This is a genomic window from Pseudomonas sp. GV105, from assembly GCF_003058185.1.
Classification (GTDB): domain Bacteria; phylum Pseudomonadota; class Gammaproteobacteria; order Pseudomonadales; family Pseudomonadaceae; genus Aquipseudomonas; species Aquipseudomonas veronii.
The window spans coordinates 385,868-402,164 of sequence record NZ_QBUF01000005.1; the positions used below are offsets into that span (position 1 = coordinate 385,868).

13 protein-coding genes and 1 tRNA gene are annotated in these 16,297 nt (G+C 61.3%); 4 read left to right on the forward strand and 10 right to left on the reverse strand.

Annotated features, from left to right (window positions below; all coding sequences use genetic code 11):
* Window positions 1-42: 42 nt before the first annotated feature.
* The 3 genes from C8K66_RS12425 to C8K66_RS12435 all read right to left on the reverse strand — a co-directional run bounded on the left by C8K66_RS12425 (window position 43) and on the right by C8K66_RS12435 (window position 3,143).
* Window positions 43-837 carry a carbon-nitrogen hydrolase family protein gene (locus C8K66_RS12425; RefSeq protein ID WP_108524953.1) on the reverse strand — a complete coding sequence of 265 codons (795 nt, stop codon included), beginning with the start codon at window positions 835-837 and terminating at the stop codon, window positions 43-45.
* Between the two features lie 11 nt (window positions 838-848).
* The gene (locus C8K66_RS12430) at window positions 849-2,531 is read right to left on the reverse strand and encodes an NAD(P)/FAD-dependent oxidoreductase (protein WP_046385157.1); all 1,683 of its coding nucleotides are present in this window, start codon (window positions 2,529-2,531) and stop codon (window positions 849-851) included.
* 165 nt (window positions 2,532-2,696) lie between these two features.
* The gene (locus C8K66_RS12435) at window positions 2,697-3,143 is read right to left on the reverse strand and encodes an Lrp/AsnC family transcriptional regulator (RefSeq protein WP_046381848.1); all 447 of its coding nucleotides are present in this window, start codon (window positions 3,141-3,143) and stop codon (window positions 2,697-2,699) included.
* A gap of 115 nt (window positions 3,144-3,258) precedes the next feature.
* On the opposite strand from C8K66_RS12435, the gene C8K66_RS12440 reads away from it, so the two are divergent.
* Window positions 3,259-3,684, forward strand: a complete 426-nt coding sequence (locus C8K66_RS12440; protein ID WP_108524955.1) for a VOC family protein — start codon at window positions 3,259-3,261, stop codon at window positions 3,682-3,684.
* A gap of 74 nt (window positions 3,685-3,758) precedes the next feature.
* Here the strand turns inward: C8K66_RS12440 and C8K66_RS12445 are convergent.
* From C8K66_RS12445 to rpsU, 5 genes are all read right to left on the reverse strand, one after another.
* Window positions 3,759-3,835: transfer RNA gene (locus C8K66_RS12445), tRNA-Ile, on the reverse strand.
* A 15-nt stretch (window positions 3,836-3,850) separates the two neighbouring features.
* Window positions 3,851-7,594: an EAL domain-containing protein gene (locus C8K66_RS12450; protein WP_108524958.1), complete on the reverse strand. Its 3,744-nt coding sequence runs from the start codon at window positions 7,592-7,594 to the stop codon at window positions 3,851-3,853.
* A 133-nt stretch (window positions 7,595-7,727) separates the two neighbouring features.
* A complete protein-coding gene (rpoD, locus tag C8K66_RS12455) occupies window positions 7,728-9,578 on the reverse strand; it encodes an RNA polymerase sigma factor RpoD (protein ID WP_017847823.1) in 1,851 nt (616 codons plus the stop codon).
* Window positions 9,579-9,645: 67 nt separating this feature from the next.
* Window positions 9,646-11,616: a DNA primase gene (gene dnaG, locus C8K66_RS12460; protein ID WP_057005397.1), complete on the reverse strand. Its 1,971-nt coding sequence runs from the start codon at window positions 11,614-11,616 to the stop codon at window positions 9,646-9,648.
* 448 nt (window positions 11,617-12,064) lie between these two features.
* Complete coding sequence (gene rpsU / locus C8K66_RS12465) at window positions 12,065-12,280, reverse strand: 30S ribosomal protein S21 (RefSeq protein ID WP_002551877.1); 216 nt, start codon at window positions 12,278-12,280, stop codon at window positions 12,065-12,067.
* Between the two features lie 203 nt (window positions 12,281-12,483).
* On the opposite strand from rpsU, the gene tsaD reads away from it, so the two are divergent.
* The gene (gene tsaD / locus C8K66_RS12470) at window positions 12,484-13,509 is read left to right on the forward strand and encodes a tRNA (adenosine(37)-N6)-threonylcarbamoyltransferase complex transferase subunit TsaD (RefSeq protein WP_017847821.1); all 1,026 of its coding nucleotides are present in this window, start codon (window positions 12,484-12,486) and stop codon (window positions 13,507-13,509) included.
* A gap of 33 nt (window positions 13,510-13,542) precedes the next feature.
* Here tsaD and plsY read toward each other — a convergent pair whose 3' ends face one another.
* Complete coding sequence (gene plsY / locus C8K66_RS12475) at window positions 13,543-14,112, reverse strand: glycerol-3-phosphate 1-O-acyltransferase PlsY (protein WP_046381852.1); 570 nt, start codon at window positions 14,110-14,112, stop codon at window positions 13,543-13,545.
* A gap of 72 nt (window positions 14,113-14,184) precedes the next feature.
* Here plsY and folB point away from each other — a divergent pair, with 72 nt between their 5' ends.
* Together folB and folK are read left to right on the forward strand one after the other, a co-directional pair.
* Complete coding sequence (gene folB, locus C8K66_RS12480; RefSeq protein WP_026140135.1) at window positions 14,185-14,538, forward strand: dihydroneopterin aldolase; 354 nt, start codon at window positions 14,185-14,187, stop codon at window positions 14,536-14,538.
* Entirely contained in the window at window positions 14,529-15,047 is a 519-nt protein-coding gene (gene folK / locus C8K66_RS12485) for a 2-amino-4-hydroxy-6-hydroxymethyldihydropteridine diphosphokinase (RefSeq protein WP_046381854.1), read from the forward strand. The genes folB and folK overlap by 10 nt, the downstream gene beginning before the upstream one ends.
* Here folK and C8K66_RS12490 read toward each other — a convergent pair.
* Complete coding sequence (locus C8K66_RS12490) at window positions 15,042-16,271, reverse strand: multifunctional CCA addition/repair protein (protein ID WP_108524960.1); 1,230 nt, start codon at window positions 16,269-16,271, stop codon at window positions 15,042-15,044. The two genes, folK and C8K66_RS12490, sit on opposite strands and share 6 nt — an antisense overlap.
* Window positions 16,272-16,297: the final 26 nt, after the last annotated feature.

Sequence of the window (16,297 nt, forward strand, 5' to 3'; positions counted from 1 at the left end):
TTCCGATACGAGGGAAGTGCCTATGCTAGCAAACCCTCCAGATCAGGGCTTGTGCAGCGTGCCGTACAGTTCGGGGCGGCGGTCTTGCAGGTAGTCATTGGCGGCGCGGGCATCGAGAATCGATTGGTGTTCCAGCGTGCCGACGATCAAGGCTTCATCCAGGCTGGCCTGGGCGATTCGCTGCCCATCCGGCGCGGCGATGCTGCTTTGCCCGCAATACTGAATCTCGCCTTCGTGCCCGCAGTAATTGGCGTAGGCCACGTAGCACCGGTTCTCGAAAGCCCGCGCCCGCACGGTGACGTCGGCGACAAAGTCGAACGGCACCATATTCGCGGTGGGCACCACGATCAGGTCGGCGCCGGCCAGGGCCAGGCGCCGCGTGTTTTCCGGGAACTCCAGGTCGTAACAGATCAGCACGCCCAGTTTCCAGCCGTTGAGTTCCACCAGCGGAAAATCATCGCCGCCGGCACTGAACATCGAATGATCGAGGTCGCCGAACAGGTGCGTCTTGCGGTAGTTGCACAGGCGCTGGCCGTGGGCATCGATCAACTGCACGGCGTTATAGATCTGCCCGTTCGCGGCGCGCTCCGGGTAGCCGTACAGGATTGCCAGCCCGGCACTTCGCGCCAGTTCGGCAATCGTTCGCGCCGACTCGCCATCCTGCGCCTCGGCCAATGCGCCGACAGCTTCGGCACCGATGTTGTAGCCGGTGAGGAACATCTCCGGCAGCACCAGCAGGTCGGCGCCGGATGCCTCATGCGCGAGTCGGTGCAGGCGCTCGAGGTTGCCGGCCACATCCAGTGGCAGCGGTGGGCATTGGTACAGGGCGACACGCATGGCTTGGCTCCTTAATCGGCCAGGGCAATTGGCCCGATTTCATCGAACACGTCACCCGGCCCCGGGTTCTCTGGGTGAGTGTGGCCGCCGAAGTGGGTCATGATGCCCCACACCGCGTTCAATGAGGTTTGCACCGCGCCTTCGACCCAGGCCGGTGTCCAGGATACGTCATCGCCGGCGATAAAAATCCCACGTTGCTCGGCGGGCATATCCTTCTGCATGAAGTGCGCGTACATCCGCTGGTTGTAGCGATAGTGACCGGGCAACGCACCTTTGAAGGCCCCGAGGAAATGCGGGTCGGCTTCCCAGGACACGGTGATCGGGTCGCCGATGATGCGCGCCTTGATGTCGACTTTCGGGTAGATCTTGTTCAGTGCGTCGAGGGCCAGCTTCACGCGTTTATCGATGGGTTGCGGGAGCATTTTCAGCGCATCGCTCATCCATGAGTACGACAGGCAGATCACGCCCGGCTTGTCGTCGCCGTTGTCGAACAGGTAAGTGCCACGGGTCAGGCGATCGGTGAGGGTCATGCTCATCAGGTCGCGGCCGGTTTGCGGGTCTTTGTCTTTCCAGAACGGGCGGTCGACCATCACGAAGGTCTTCGACGATTGCATGTAGCGGGTGCGGTCCAGGGCCATCCACATCTTTTGCGAGAACAGGGTTTCGTCGCATTCGATCTGGGTGGTCAGCAGCCAGCTTTGGCAGGTGGTCAGCACGGCGGCGTATTCGCGGGTATCGCCGTAGTTGTCGGTCACGGCGAAACGGCCGCCGGGCGCGTGGGCAATGCGCTTGACCCCGGCCCGTGGCGCGCCGCTGTGCAGCGAACTCAGGCTGGTGCCCGCCGGCCAGTGGGCGCAGCGCTCCGGCACATGGCGCCAGATACCCATGGGCACCTGCGCCACGCCGCCGACCACCAGGTGTTGATGGTCGTCGCAGTTGGTCATCACCACGCGGAAGATTTCCAGCATGGAGTTGGGGAAGTCCGAATCCCAGCCACCGGTGCCGAAGCCGACCTGGCCAAACACCTCGCGGTGATGGAAGGACAGCTTGGCAAAGGCCTTGGAGGTGGCGACGAAGTCGTAGAAGGTGCGGTCGTCCCACAGCGGCACGAGTTTGTTCCACAGCGCCTTGAGGCGCGGCACGTCGCGGTCGCGGATGGCTTGCTGGATATCGCCGAACTGCGAGCCGGCTTCCAGGGCGTCGGCCCACGCGTCAGCCACTTCCTGGAACAGTGCAGGCAAGTCGGACAGTTTTTGTGCGTAGTGGGTCTGGCCTTCCAGGTCGATGACCGTGCTGCCGGAAGCCGGCGTCAGCGGGTTGGGGAAGGGTTTGGTGTCCAGGCCGAGCTTGTCGACATAGTGGTAGAACGCGGTGGACGACACAGGGAAACGCATGCCGCCCAACTCGGCGATGATCCCTTCGGCGCCTTCAAACGCCTGGGAGCGCAAACGGCCGCCCATCTTCGAGGCCTCGTACACCACGGGCTTGAGGCCCAGCTTCATCAGTTCGTAGGCGGCCACCAGGCCGGCGATCCCGGCGCCGACGATCGCCACTTCGGCGCCGTGGTTGGCGGCCGGAATACTGCCCAGGCCGGCGGGGTGTTCGATCCAGTCATCAAACGCAAAGGGGAAATCCGGGCCGAAGATGGTGATCGGTTTTTTACCGTCGGCGGGGTGGCGATTGGTCTTGCTGATGCTGCTGGACGGAATGCTCATGGCTGACCTTACTAGCGGCTCGCGGGACGTACCCGCTGAGTATAGGAAAAGATGGCAGCCAGTTTAGGGAGCGTAGCGTTCGTTAATAAGACGCAAAGTGTCGTCGAATTGAATTGTTTTCAGTCAAAGTGACGAGGTTGGCGGTCAGATTGGTTGTCTGCGATCGAGTTTGTTGCTGAGGATGATCGACGTGGTGGTTTTTTCCACGCCGTCGACGCTGCCGATCTGGTCCAGCAATTGATCGAGCTGTTCTGGCGAATCGGTGCGCAGCCATGCCACGTAATCGAACTCGCCGCTCACCGCGCACAGTTGCTGAACCTGGGCCATGGCGCTGAGCTTGCGCAGCACGTCCTTGCCCGAGCGCGCCTGCACGGTGATGCCGACATACGCCTGCAGCCCGCCATCCACCACACGCTGGCCGAGGCGCACGCCATAACCGGTAATCACCTGGGTTTTCTCCAGACGAGCCAGGCGCGACGTCACCGTGGTGCGCGCAATGCCGAGTTGCCGTGCCAGCATGGCGACGCTTTCACGGGCATTGATCTGCAATGCGGAGATCAGTTGGCGGTCGATTTCATCGAGGACAGGCAAGGGCAGCTCCGGTGCGGACGGATAGGGGGCATATGTTACAGGCTTGCGGCGTCTTTTCATCGCCGGGAGCAAGGCTAAACTCAGAGCACTTCACGACCCACAAAGGTTTGACCTGATGACACTGGCACCTTTTCACTTGGCTATTCCGGTATTTGACCTGGCGGCTGCCCGGCATTTCTACGCTGAGGTATTCGGCCTACAAGAGGGCCGCTCCAGCGACCACTGGGTCGACTTCAACTTCTTCGGCCATCAACTGGTGATTCATGAACACCCCAAAACAGCCTCCCAGGCTGCGGCGCACACCAACGCAGTCGACGGCCACGACGTCCCCGTGCCGCATTTCGGCGTGGTATTGAGCTGGGACGACTGGCATGCGCTGGCGGCGCGCTTGCAGGCACGGCAGACCGCGTTCGTGCTGGAACCGCACATTCGCTTCAAAGGCCAGGTGGGGGAGCAGGCGACACTGTTTTTGTTTGACCCCTGCGGTAACGCGTTGGAGTTCAAGGCGTTCCGGGATATCGGGCAGTTGTTTGCGACGTGAGCCTGAGGGCGAGGGCGCTGGCTAAAACGGCAGCGACAGACACACAAAAGCCGCGCAATGCGCGGCTTTGGAGTTGGTGGGCCCACACGGACTTGAACCGTGGACCAAAGGATTATGAGTCCTCTGCTCTGACCAACTGAGCTATAGGCCCTTAACAGGTCGCGGATTATAGCGATGGTTTCTCCGCTGTGCTATCCGAAAAATCCTGAACCCTCATACGAAGAAACGTCGCGGCAAAAAGCTCCGGGGGCAGGGGCAGGCTGACGATGTAGCCTTGCATCTGTTCGCAGCCCTCGGCGGCGAGGAAGGTTTGTTGTGCGGGGGTTTCTACGCCTTCGGCGATGATGGTGAATTGCATGCTGTGGCCCAGGGCAATGATGGCGCGCACGATCGCCACGTCGTGGGGGTCGTCGGGCAGGCCGCGGATGAAGGATTGGTCGATTTTCAGGAAGTCCAGGGGCAGGCGCTTGAGGTAGCTGAGGGATGAATAGCCGGTGCCGAAATCATCGATTGCCAGTTGTACGCCCAGGCGTTTGAGTTGGTGCAGCACGTCCAGCGCTTCTTCGGCCTGGCTCATGATGAAGTTTTCGGTGATCTCCAGTTGCAGGCAGCCGGGTTCGAGGCGGTAATCGCGCAGTAGCTGTTCGATGCGTGACAGCAGGTTGGGCTGGCGCAGTTGTGCGCCGGCGAGGTTGACTGACAGCGGGCCGAAGTGATCGAACACGGTTTGCCAGGCGTGCATTTGTTGGCAGGCCTGTTCCAGGACCCAATCGCCGATCTGCAGGATCATGCCGTTCTCTTCGGCCAGGGCGATGAAGTGTTCGGGCGGTACGTCGCCGAAGGTCGGGTGGTGCCAGCGGATCAGCGCTTCGGCGCCGATCAGTTGCTGGGTCTCCAGGCTCCGTTTGGGTTGGTAATACAGGCTCAGCTCATCGCGTTCGATGGCCCGGCGCAGTTCATGTTCCAGCGCCACGCGTTCTTTGGCCTGGGCGGTCAGGTCGCGGGTGTAGCCTTCGACGCGGTTGCGGCCCTTGGCCTTGGAGCGGTACATCGCGGCGTCGGCGTTTTTGACCAGGGTGGCGACGTCCATGCCGTCCTGGGGGTACAGGCTGGTGCCGATGCTGGCGCTGATAAAAAACTCGTGCTCACCCGCCTGGAACGGCGGGGTGAAGCAGGCCAGCAGTTTATTGGCCAGGTGCTGGGCGTCGCTGGCTTGCTGCAGACCGGGCAGGAGGATGATGAATTCGTCGCCGCCCAGGCGGGCGACGGTGTCGATGTCGCGCAGTTGCTCCTTGAGGCGCACGGCGATGTTCTGGAGCAGCAGGTCGCCGATCGGGTGGCCGAGGCTGTCGTTGATATGTTTGAAGCGATCCAGGTCGAGGAACAGCACGGCGCCCTGGTGGCCGCTCTCCTGTTGATTGTTGAGCGCGGCCTGTAGCCGGTTTTCAAACAGGGTGCGGTTGGGCAGGCCGGTCAGCGGGTCGTGATGGGCCTGGTAGTCGAGGCGGGCCTGGGCATGTTTGAGGCTGGAGATGTCGGCAAACACCGCGACGAAGTGCGTGATCGCCTGGTCGCGGTTGCGCACGGCGCTGATGGTCAGCCAACTGGGGTAGACCTCGCCATTCTTGCGACGGTTGGAGATCTCGCCCTGCCAATGCCCGTGAGTGGTCAACTGGTGCCACATCGCGGCATAGAATGCGCTGTCATGCAGGCCGGAGGCGAGCAGGCGCGGGGTGTGGCCGAGGGCTTCGGCTTCGCTGTAGCCGGTGATCTCGCTGAAGGCGCGGTTCACGGCGCTGATGTTTTGCCGGGTGTCGGTGATCAACACGCCTTCGGCGGTGCTTTCGAAGACGGTAGCGGCCTGTTGCAGTTTTTCCTGCATCTGTTGGCGCTCGGTAATGTCCCGAGCGATGGTCAGCATGCAGTCGTCATCGCCGATGGGCAGCGGACGGCTGGACAACTCGCAGAGCCGGATCTGTCCGTCGCTGCGGCGGATATGGCAGATGAAATCGCGGACAAACCCGTCGCGTTGCAGCAGCTCCAGCATGTGTTTGCGTTCGTTGAGGTCGACCCAGATGCCCAGGTCCAGGGTCGACTGGTCGAGGGAACTCACGCTGGCGATGCCGGTAATGCGGCTGAACCCTTCGTTGACCTCGATCAGTTGGCCATCGCTCTGACGGCTCAAAAGCAAACCGTCGGGCGAGGCATGGAAGGCCTTGGCGAATTTCTCTTCGGAGGTTTGCAGCTGTTGCTGGGTTTCCTTGAGCTGGGTGATGTCTCGCACCACAACTACCAGGGCTTCGGTCGTGTCGAGTTGGAACGGTTCGGCGGAAATCAGCCCGGTAAAGGCTTGGCCGTTGCTGCGCAGAAAGCGCATTTCCAGGTTGCGGATGCTGGTGGTCTGCAGCCGTTGCAGCAGGTCCGGGCCGATGCCCGGGATACCCCAGATATTCAGCGAAGTAGCGGTTTTACCGATCACGTCTTCGGCCTTCAGGCCCACCTGGTCCTCAAACGCTTTGTTGACCTCCAACAGGCAGCCGTCGGACATTCGTGCGATCACCAGAATGTCTGGGCACTGTTGGAACACCGAGGCAAATTTTTGCTCGGACAATTGCAGCGCCTCTTCCGTGTGCTTGGCGTCACTGATGTCGATCATCAAGCCACGGAGTACCGGTTCATGGCCGTGTTCGATCAGGCTGACAATATCGCGTACCCACAGGCAACGGCCGTCGGCGGTGATCACCCGGTAATCGACGCTGTGATCACGGCTGGCGCGGGTTTCGCGGTAGCAATAGGCTTCGGTGCGCGTCAGGTCGGCGGGGTGAATGATGCTGCGCCAGAAGCCTGGAATCAGCCAATGGGCGCGGGGGTAACCGAGCAGTTCTTCGGCATGCGGCGACACGTAACTGTAGGTGAAATCGCTAATGCTGGCTTCCCAGGCAATGGCGGACAAGCTCTCCACCAGGCCGCGATAGTGATATTCGCTGCTGCGCAGTTCCTGCTCGAGGGCGACGCGGCGGGAAATTTCCGAACTGAGCCGACGATTGATCCGAATCACGACGACCAATACGCTGCTCAGCAGCAGTACCGTGGGCAGGCCATACGTCAGCAGATCCGTCCAGAACGTGTGGTGATCGGTGAGGCTGCCGACCCAGTGTCGCTGGATCGCTTGCGTTTCGTCCGGGCTGAGGTCGGCGAGGACCTTGTCCAGAATCCCTACCAGCATTTTGTTTTCACGAGGCACGCCCATCGCCAGTTGGTAGCGGTAGGGGGTTTCACCGCTGACGTACAAGCCATCGAGCTTGAGTTGGCGCAGGCTCCATACGCTCGAAGCCAGGTCGCCGACTACTGCGTCCACTTCATCGGTGGCCAGCGCCTGCAGGGTCGAGCTGACATTCGGCAAGGCCACCAGGTTGAGGTCGGGGTGGTGGGTGCGCAGCAACTCATGGGGCGCGTAGTTCTCCACCACGGCAATCTTCAACCCATAGAGGTCCTTCAGGTTGTGCGGTTGCGCACCGCCTTCATGGGCGAGGATGACGATGGGGAAGTCCAGGTAAGGCCGCGTGAACGCCATGTAGGCCTGGCGCTCGGGGGTGGACATGATGCCCGGCAGCAGGTCGAGCTGGTTGTTGCGGGCCTGTTCGAGGACGGCGCTCCAGTTCACCGGCTCGATCAGCTTGATCCGGACGCCCAGGCGGTCTTGGATCAGGCGCACGTAATCCGCCGCCAAGCCTTGGTAGCGTCCGTTCTCGTCGCGGTATTCGAAGGGCGGCCAGGAGGCATCCACCCCCAGGCGCAGCTCCTGATGGTCCGCCAACCAGCCACGCTCATCCTCCGTGAGAGTCAAGGCGCCAGCCGTTGCGGTCCAGGTCAGCAGCGACAGCAAAAGCACGGTCGGCAATCTGGGCATAACGGTCTCGTTATGGCACGGGGAATGTTTCGAGTGTAGACGGGCATTGCGGGGGAGGGAGGGCGCGGCGGTGAATCTATAAAAAGTAATCGGTAGAAAGCAAAACCCCCGGCCTGGGCCGGGGGTTCTGGGATCACTCGTCGAGGAAGGAGCGCAGATGCTCGCTTCGCGTCGGGTGACGCAACTTGCGCAGCGCCTTGGCTTCGATCTGACGAATCCGCTCGCGGGTCACGTCAAACTGTTTACCGACTTCCTCAAGGGTGTGGTCGGTATTCATGTCGATGCCGAAACGCATGCGCAGTACCTTGGCTTCACGGGCAGTGAGGCCGGACAGTACGTCGCGGGTCGCTTCTTTAAGGCTCTCAACGGTGGCTACATCGATTGGCGACTGCATGGTCGAGTCTTCGATGAAGTCGCCCAGATGGGAGTCTTCGTCATCACCGATCGGGGTTTCCATGGAGATCGGCTCTTTAGCGATCTTCAATACCTTGCGGATTTTATCCTCAGGCATTTCCATGCGTTCGCCCAGCTCTTCCGGGGTCGGTTCGCGACCCATTTCCTGCAACATCTGCCGGGAAATACGGTTGAGCTTGTTGATCGTCTCGATCATGTGCACCGGAATACGGATGGTGCGGGCCTGGTCGGCGATCGAGCGAGTGATCGCCTGACGGATCCACCAGGTGGCATAAGTCGAGAACTTGTAGCCGCGACGGTATTCGAACTTGTCCACCGCCTTCATCAAGCCGATGTTGCCTTCCTGGATCAGATCGAGGAATTGCAGGCCACGGTTGGTGTACTTCTTGGCAATGGAGATCACCAGACGCAAGTTCGCTTCAACCATCTCTTTCTTCGCGCGGCGGGCCTTGGCCTCACCGATCGACATGCGACGGTTGATGTCCTTGATCTCGGCAATCGTCAGACCGGTTTCGGTCTGAAGTGCGGTCAGCTTCTGCTGGCAACGAATGATATCGGGCTGCAGGCGACCAATGGCTTCGGCGTATTTCGCCTTGCCCTTGGCCAGAGCGTCGGTCCAGCTTTCGTCAACTTCGTTGCCCGGGAACTGGCGCAGGAAGTCGGTACGCGGCATGCGCGCATCACGCACACAGAGCTGCATGATCGCCCGCTCTTGTGCGCGCAGACGCTCAAGGGCGCTGCGAACACGCTCGACCAGGCCTTCGAATTGCTTCGGCACCAGCTTGATCGGCATGAACAGCTCAGCCAGCGCCACCAGCTCGGCAATTGCCAGCTTGTTGGAGCGACCGTGCTTTTTCAGGGCCTTGCGGGTGATTTCCATTTGATCGGAAACCGCACCGAAACGCTGGGCAGCGATGATCGGGTCTGGACCGCTTTCGACTTCATCTTCGTCGTCGGTGCTGGCTTCGGCATCGTCGTCTTCGGCATCGTCGTCCGCTTTCACGGCTTTCGGGTCGACAGGCGGCGGCACTTCGGCAGCAGGTGGCGCAATGCCGTCGTCCGGGTCGATATAACCGCTCAGGACGTCGGACAGGCGGCCACCTTCGGTGGTGACGCGAGTGTACTCGGAGAGAATGTGGTCAACCGTGCCAGGGAAGTGCGCAATTGCGCCCATCACTTCACGGATACCCTCTTCAATACGCTTGGCGATTTCGATTTCGCCTTCGCGTGTCAGCAACTCGACGGTACCCATTTCACGCATATACATGCGTACAGGGTCAGTCGTGCGACCGATGTCGGTCTCCACCGCGGCCAACGCGGCAGCGGCTTCTTCAGCGGCTGCCTCGTCGGTATCGGCGTCGGCCAACATAAGGGCGTCCGCATCCGGAGCACTCTCGTGTACGGGGATCCCCATGTCGTTGATCATGCGGATGATGTCTTCCACCTGCTCTGGATCTGAAATATCCTCAGGCAGGTGATCGTTGACCTCTGCGTAAGTCAGATACTTCTGCTCACGACCCAGGGTGATCAACTCTTTGATACGAGACTGCTGTTGCGCTTTTCCGGACATAACACCCTATCCACTGAAGGTCTTGGCGGGCAAAAAACAAGCCGAGGATTATACCCGAGCTATGACCTCACGCGCCAGCTGAGGTCGGGTTTGATGCGGAAACATTCTGTTTTAAGAGGTCACGCATCTGTTTTGCTATCTGAATTTGCTCTTCAGCCGATAATCCCGGCTGCCTCGCTCTCTTGATGAGTTCATCGAGGGTCTGCGTGTGCTGACCCGCGGATAACCTAGTAATGGTGTCTAAAAACTGTTGTTCAAGGTTATCGCCGTCAATTAGCCACTCCTTTTCTGCGAGTGCTTTCAACAACCGCCCTTGTTCGGTGCCATGCCAGCGAGCCATCAGCTGAATGGAGTTTAGCTTAGGATTTTTCTGCACCGCCTCGATCAGCGCGATCAGTACCTGGGCATAGGTATTGCTCTCGTTGGCAAAGTGCTCGGCACTCTCGACCTTGCCCGCCAATTGCGGATGGTGGATGAGCGTGCGCAGGGCAATCAGCGTCGGCGCCTCTACGGCCACCGGGGTGCGCGGGGCGTAGGCCTCGTCGCGGTCACCACGCTTGCCGTTTTTGTTCCAGGGCTTCTTGTCCCATTTCTTGCCGCCGGCGCCGGGCTTTTTCGGTGTCCACTCCTGCTGGGGCGTGTAGGCCTCCTGCGGTTGGTGGAAGTCGGAATAGTCCGGCATGGCGTCGTAATCCATGCCTGGGTCGTAGGCCGGCGGCGCATCTTGCGGTGCGCTGTGGACCAGCTGGCTGACCGCTTCGCCGCTCAGTCCGGTGATTTCCAGCAGGCGGTGACGCATCAGGGTGCGCAGGTTCGCGCCCGGCACTTTGTCGATCAGCGGCGCCGCGAGGGTGGCCATGTGCGCCTTGCCTTCGAGGGAGCGCGGGTCGGCTTCTTCGGTCAGTTGCTGGAAGAAATAGTCCGCCAGCGGCTGCGCATGCTGGTTGATGCGCGCGCGGAAGGCGTCGGTGCCTTCGGAGCGGACCAGGGTGTCCGGGTCTTCGCCTTCGGGCAGGAACAAGAAGCGTGCGCGGCGCCCGTCCTGCAGGCACGGCAGCGTGGCTTCGAGGGCGCGCCAGGCAGCGTTGCGGCCGGCCTGGTCGCCGTCGAAGCAGAACAGCACGCTGGGCACTACGCGGAACAGGCGCTTCAAGTGTTCTTCGCTGGTGGCGGTGCCCAGGGTCGCCACGGCATTGCGCAGGCCTTGCTGGGCGAGGGCGATCACGTCCATATAGCCTTCAACCACGATGATTTCGTCGAGGTTGCGGTTGTTCTTGCGCGCTTCGAACAGGCCATAGAGTTCCTGGCCCTTGTGAAACACTGCGGTTTCCGGCGAGTTGAGGTACTTGGGCTTGTCGTCCCCGAGCACCCGGCCGCCGAAGGCGATGATCCGGCCACGGCTGTCGCGGATCGGGAACATCACGCGGTCGCGGAAGCGGTCGTAGCGCTTGCCGGTCTCGGCGTTTTCCACCAGCAGGCCGGCGTCGATCATGGCTTTTTGCTGGAGGGTGTCGCTGCTCAGGTGTTTGTACAGGTTGTCCCAGCCCGGCGGGGCGAAGCCCAGGCCGAAGTCGCGGGCGATTTCGCCGGTGAGGCCGCGCCCCTTGAGGTAGTCGACGGCGGCCTTGCGCTGCGGATGGCTCTTGAGCGCCTGGCGATAAAAGTCGGCGGCGGCGGTCAGCAGCGGGTACAGCGGCGAATCGGTGGGTTGCCGCGGTTTGTGCGGGCGGCCGCTTTCTTCGCGGGGGATTTCCATGCCGGCGGCTTTGGCCAGTTCCTCGACGGCCTGGGGGAAGTCCAGGTTGTCGTGGTCCATGATAAAGCCGAGGGCGTTGCCGCCCGCGCCGCAGCCGAAGCAGTAGTAGAACTGCTTGTCGGGGCTGACGCTGAACGACGGGGTCTTTTCCTTGTGGAACGGGCAGCAGGCGGTGTAGTTCTTGCCCGCCTTCTTCATTTGCAGGCGCGAGCTGACCACATCGACGATGTCGGTGCGGTTCAGAAGGTCGTCAATAAAGCTCTGGGGAATCAGCCCGGCCATGGCGTTCTCGTCATCACTGCGTGGAAATGAGGGCCCGTGAAGTGCTCAAGCGCACGTATCGTATGGCTCGACCATCAATCGTCTGCTTGGGCTGTCAGGAAGTGTATCTGCCGAACATCCACTGACGTTAATTTCTACTCAGTCTGTTCGGCGAAGAAATGTTGCCCCGGCGTCCGGTCTTGGCCAATGGCGGGCCTCGGAAGCGCATCGATGGGCACAGCCGACACAGTCGATCGTCTGCTTGAAGAAATAAGTGTGCTCGTCAGTAGCCTTGTTAGACTCGTCAGAAGAGACGCGCACCGCTGGCAGAAGAGCCAGTCCTGACGTGTGAAGCAGTGTCTCGGTCGCATGGGCGGCGTCGACGGTGAAGCATCAAGCGATATCCGCAAATGCCAACAGCCCGGCTTAGGGCCGGGCTTGGCAGAAGCTTGCTACGAACGTCTGTGTATTAGTACAGACGAACGGCGCGGCGCTGCTCGCGCTGAACTTTCTTGGCGTGACGCTTAACAGCGGCTGCTGCTTTACGCTTACGCTCAGAAGTTGGCTTCTCGTAAAATTCGCGGCTACGAACTTCAGCCAGAACACCGGCTTTTTCGCAGGAGCGCTTGAAACGACGCAGAGCTACGTCGAAGGGTTCGTTCTCTTTTACTTTGACGGCTGGCATCCAGAGCTACCTTCTTTCATTACCGGGAATCAACGTTCTCGTCGCAAAAAATTCGCGGCTGAGGTCGTCGGTTTTTAAGGGTTGCGGATGTTAACCCCTCATTGCCAGGAATGCAAAGCCTCTGATCGAAAACCGCTAGTCGGGAGGGGGAGTGGCGACTATTATGCGCGCCTTCGAATTCAGCCTCTACAAGGCGCAAACCCATGCTAGTACTGGGACTTGAAACCTCCTGCGACGAAACCGGTGTCGCACTTTACGACAGTGAACGCGGGCTTTTGGCCGATGCGCTGTTCAGTCAGATCGACTTGCATCGCGCCTATGGCGGCGTGGTGCCGGAGCTTGCCAGCCGTGATCACGTCAAACGCATGCTGCCGTTGATTCGGCAGGTGCTGGACGAGGCCGGCTGCGTGCCGACCGAGATCGATGCGATCGCCTACACCGCCGGCCCCGGATTGGTCGGAGCCCTGCTGGTTGGGGCTTCTTGCGCCCAAGCGCTGGCATTTGCCTGGGACATTCCGGCCCTCGGCGTACACCATATGGAAGGCCATTTACTGGCGCCGATGCTGGAAAAAACACCGCCGCAGTTCCCGTTCGTCGCTTTGTTGGTTTCGGGTGGCCATACGCAGCTGGTTCAGGTCGATGGGATCGGTCAATACACGCTATTGGGCGAGTCCCTGGACGATGCCGCCGGTGAGGCGTTCGACAAGACCGCGAAGATGATGGGCCTCAATTATCCCGGCGGTCCGGAAATCGCGCGCCTGGCCGAAAAAGGCGTCGCCGGTCGCTATACCTTCCCGCGTCCGATGTGTGATCGCCCGGGGCTGATGTTCAGCTTCAGCGGTTTGAAGACCTCTGCCCTGAATACCTGGCAGCACAGCGTCAGCGCCGGGGACGACAGTGAGCAAGCCCGTTGCGACATCGCGCTGGCGTTCCAGCAGGCGGTGGTGGAGACTTTGACCATCAAGTGCAAGCGCGCCCTGAAACAGGCGGGCATGCAGCGCCTGGTGATCGCAGGCGGCGTCAGCGCCAACAAGGCCTTGCGCGCATCCCTGGAAAAAATGCTCGGCGACATGAAGGGTGATGTGTTCTATGCGCGCCCTGAATTCTGCACCGACAACGGCGCGATGATCGCTTATGCCGGTTGCCAGCGCCTGCAGGCCGGGCAGCACGAAAGCCTGGCGATCAGCGTGCAGGCACGCTGGCCGATGGAGCAGTTGTCACCGTTGTAGGCGCTCAAGGTGAGCGGAATTCATCGGCCGGATTTAAAAATGCCGTTCGCGCCCGGCAAACAGGTCGCGTAAATTGCCGCGATGGCGCCAGACGATCAGCAGGGTCAGCACACTCATCGGCAACAGCGCCGCCGGTTCCTGCCAGGCCAGCAACGGCAGGGTGAGCGGCGTGGCGATCAGCGCGGCCAGCGAGCTGGTGCGGGTCAGGTAGAAGGTCAGCAGCCAGGCGAGCATGGCCAGCAGCGCCGCCGGAGGGTAGATCCCCAGCAGCATGCCGGCCGCCGTGGCGACACCCTTGCCGCCGCGAAAACGAAAGTACAACGGAAACAGATGGCCGAGGACGGCGCACACGCCAACCCAGGCTTGCTGTTGCAGGTTAAGGCCGGCGAGGCTGGCGATCAGTACGGGCAACAGGCCCTTGCACACGTCGCCCAGCAGCGTCAGCACGGCGAGCTTCTTGCCGGCCAGGCGCAGCATGTTGGTGGCGCCGGCATTGCCTGAGCCACCCATTCGCGGGTCGGGATTTCCCGTCAGGCGGCTGAGCAAAATGGCGAAGGACAGCGAGCCGAGCAGGTAGGCGAAAATCGCCAGTGACCAAAACATGCTAACTATTCCGGGCGAGGACGCCCTGATTCTAACGGGGCATCGCGCCCTTGTCGTGCTGCGGAGAAGAGCTTGGACAGAGTGTTTATCGAAGGCCTGGAAGTCGACACCGTGATCGGGGCCTACGACTGGGAGCGCGGCATCAAGCAATGCTTGCGCCTGGACCTGAGTTTCGCCTGGGACAACCGCCCGGCCGCTGCGGGTGACGACCTCACCCTGGCACTGGATTACGCCAGTGTGTCCGCGCGTATCCAGGCCTTTGCCGAGCAGTCGCAGTACCAGTTGGTGGAAACCTTTGCCGAGCGTCTGGCCGAAGTGCTGATGAGCGAGTTCCAGATTCCCTGGCTGCACCTCAAGTTGACCAAGCCGGGGGCCGTGCCGGCCGCCAAGGGCGTGGGCGTGGAGATCGAGCGCGGATGTCGCTAACTCAGGTTTACCTTGGTCTTGGCAGCAATATCGAGCGCGAGCCCCATCTATGCGCGGGCCTGGATGCACTCGCGGGCTTCTTGATCGACATGCGCTGCTCGGCGGTGTTCGAGAGCCAGCCGGTGGGCATCAAGAGCGGGCTGTTCTTCAATCTGGTGGTGTCGGCCTATACCGACCTGTCGTTGATGGAGCTGGATCGCCGGCTGAAATCCATCGAGGCCGACAATGGCCGTTACGCGCCGGATCGCAAGGGCCTGCCGCTGGATATCGACGTGCTGCTGTATGGCGATCTGGTGGGCAACTTCGATGGCCTGATCCTGCCGCGTGCAGAAATCCTGAAAAACGCCTTCGTGCTGTGGCCGTTGTCGATGATGGCGCCGGATCGTGTGCACCCTGAAGTGGGCAAGACGCTGGCTGAGCTGTGGCGGGATGCACAGATCGATCAGGTGCTGGCGCCCGTCGGATTCGAATGGCGGGGCCAGCAACTGACGCCGAGCGCGCTGCTATAGGGCGTGCTGTTCCTTGTAGGCTTTCAAGGTCTTGAGCCGTTCGCGCTTCAGGGCCTCGCCCAGTTCGGGGCCCTTGAAACCCTTCTCCAGCAACGGCGCCACCGCGACCTCGCGCGCAGCCTTTGCGGCGCCGCGTAAATAATCCGCCTGTGGATAACTGCGTTGTTCCAAGCCCTTGCGGCCGCGGGCGTCCATTTCGCAGGCGACCACGAACTCTTCAAAGCGCTGCGGCCGCCGGTAAACGTCAAAACTCTGCAGCAATTCCAGTAATGTCGAGGCTTTAAGCTCCAGGGCACGATGGCCATGGGTGTGGTATTGGCCCACCAACAGCGCCAGTTCCTGGCAGTCCCTCGGCGCCTTGAAGCGTTCATTGACCGCCTTGATCAGCTTCAGGCCGCGCTGCTCATGGGCAATATGCTGTGGCAACTTATCCACAGGCGTCAGGCCTTTGCCGACGTCATGCAGCAGGCAGGCCCAGCGCACTGTCAGCGGCTGGTGATGCAAAGCGGCCTGTTCGAGCACGCTCAAGGTGTGAGCACCGCTGTCGATCTCGGGGTGATGGGCTGCGGGCTGCGGCACGCCGAACAGGGCATCGACTTCCGGCATCAAGGTGTTCAGTGCGGCGCAATCGCGCAGCACCTGGATGAATACCTGGGGCTGATCTTCCATCAGGGCACGGGAAATTTCCTTCCAGCTGCGCTCCGGCGTCAGGGCTTCGAGTTCACCGGATTCGCTGAGTTGACGCATCAGGTCCAGGGTTTGCGGCGCCACTGTAAAACCCAGGTGGGCGTAGCGCGCAGCAAAGCGCGCAACCCGCAATACGCGCAGGGGATCTTCGGCGAACGCCGGGGAAACGTGGCGTAAAATGCGGGCTTCAAGGTCGCGCTGGCCGTGATAGGGGTCGGTCAGCCTGCCGTCGTCGTCCTCTGCCATGGCGTTGATGGTCAGGTCGCGGCGGATCAGGTCTTCTTCCAGCGTGACGTCCGGGCTGGCGTGAAACACAAAGCCGCCATAGCCCCGGCCACTCTTGCGCTCGGTACGGGCGAGGGCGTACTCGTCGCCGTTTTTCGGGTCGAGGAATACCGGGAAGTCCGCGCCCACCGGTTTATAGCCCTTGGCGAGCATTTCCTCGGCCGTTGCGCCGACGACGACACGGTCGATATCGGTGACCTTGATGCCCAGAAGGCGGTCACGCACCGCGCCGCCGACTTTGTAGATTTTCATGAAAAAGCCTCCATTAGCCGCACAGG

What these genes read in the sequence shown, in the direction of transcription:
- C8K66_RS12490 (WP_108524960.1), bottom strand. Translation starts at nt 16,271, where the DNA reads ATGAAAATCTACAAAGTCGGCGGCGCGGTGCGTGACCGCCTTCTGGGC.
- folK (WP_046381854.1), top strand. Translation starts at nt 14,529, where the DNA reads ATGTCGCTAACTCAGGTTTACCTTGGTCTTGGCAGCAATATCGAGCGC.
- dnaG (WP_057005397.1), bottom strand. Translation starts at nt 11,616, where the DNA reads ATGGCCGGGCTGATTCCCCAGAGCTTTATTGACGACCTTCTGAACCGC.
- plsY (WP_046381852.1), bottom strand. Translation starts at nt 14,112, where the DNA reads ATGTTTTGGTCACTGGCGATTTTCGCCTACCTGCTCGGCTCGCTGTCC.
- C8K66_RS12440 (WP_108524955.1), top strand. Translation starts at nt 3,259, where the DNA reads ATGACACTGGCACCTTTTCACTTGGCTATTCCGGTATTTGACCTGGCG.
- C8K66_RS12425 (WP_108524953.1), bottom strand. Translation starts at nt 837, where the DNA reads ATGCGTGTCGCCCTGTACCAATGCCCACCGCTGCCACTGGATGTGGCC.
- tsaD (WP_017847821.1), top strand. Translation starts at nt 12,484, where the DNA reads ATGCTAGTACTGGGACTTGAAACCTCCTGCGACGAAACCGGTGTCGCA.
- rpsU (WP_002551877.1), bottom strand. Translation starts at nt 12,280, where the DNA reads ATGCCAGCCGTCAAAGTAAAAGAGAACGAACCCTTCGACGTAGCTCTG.
- rpoD (WP_017847823.1), bottom strand. Translation starts at nt 9,578, where the DNA reads ATGTCCGGAAAAGCGCAACAGCAGTCTCGTATCAAAGAGTTGATCACC.
- C8K66_RS12450 (WP_108524958.1), bottom strand. Translation starts at nt 7,594, where the DNA reads ATGCCCAGATTGCCGACCGTGCTTTTGCTGTCGCTGCTGACCTGGACC.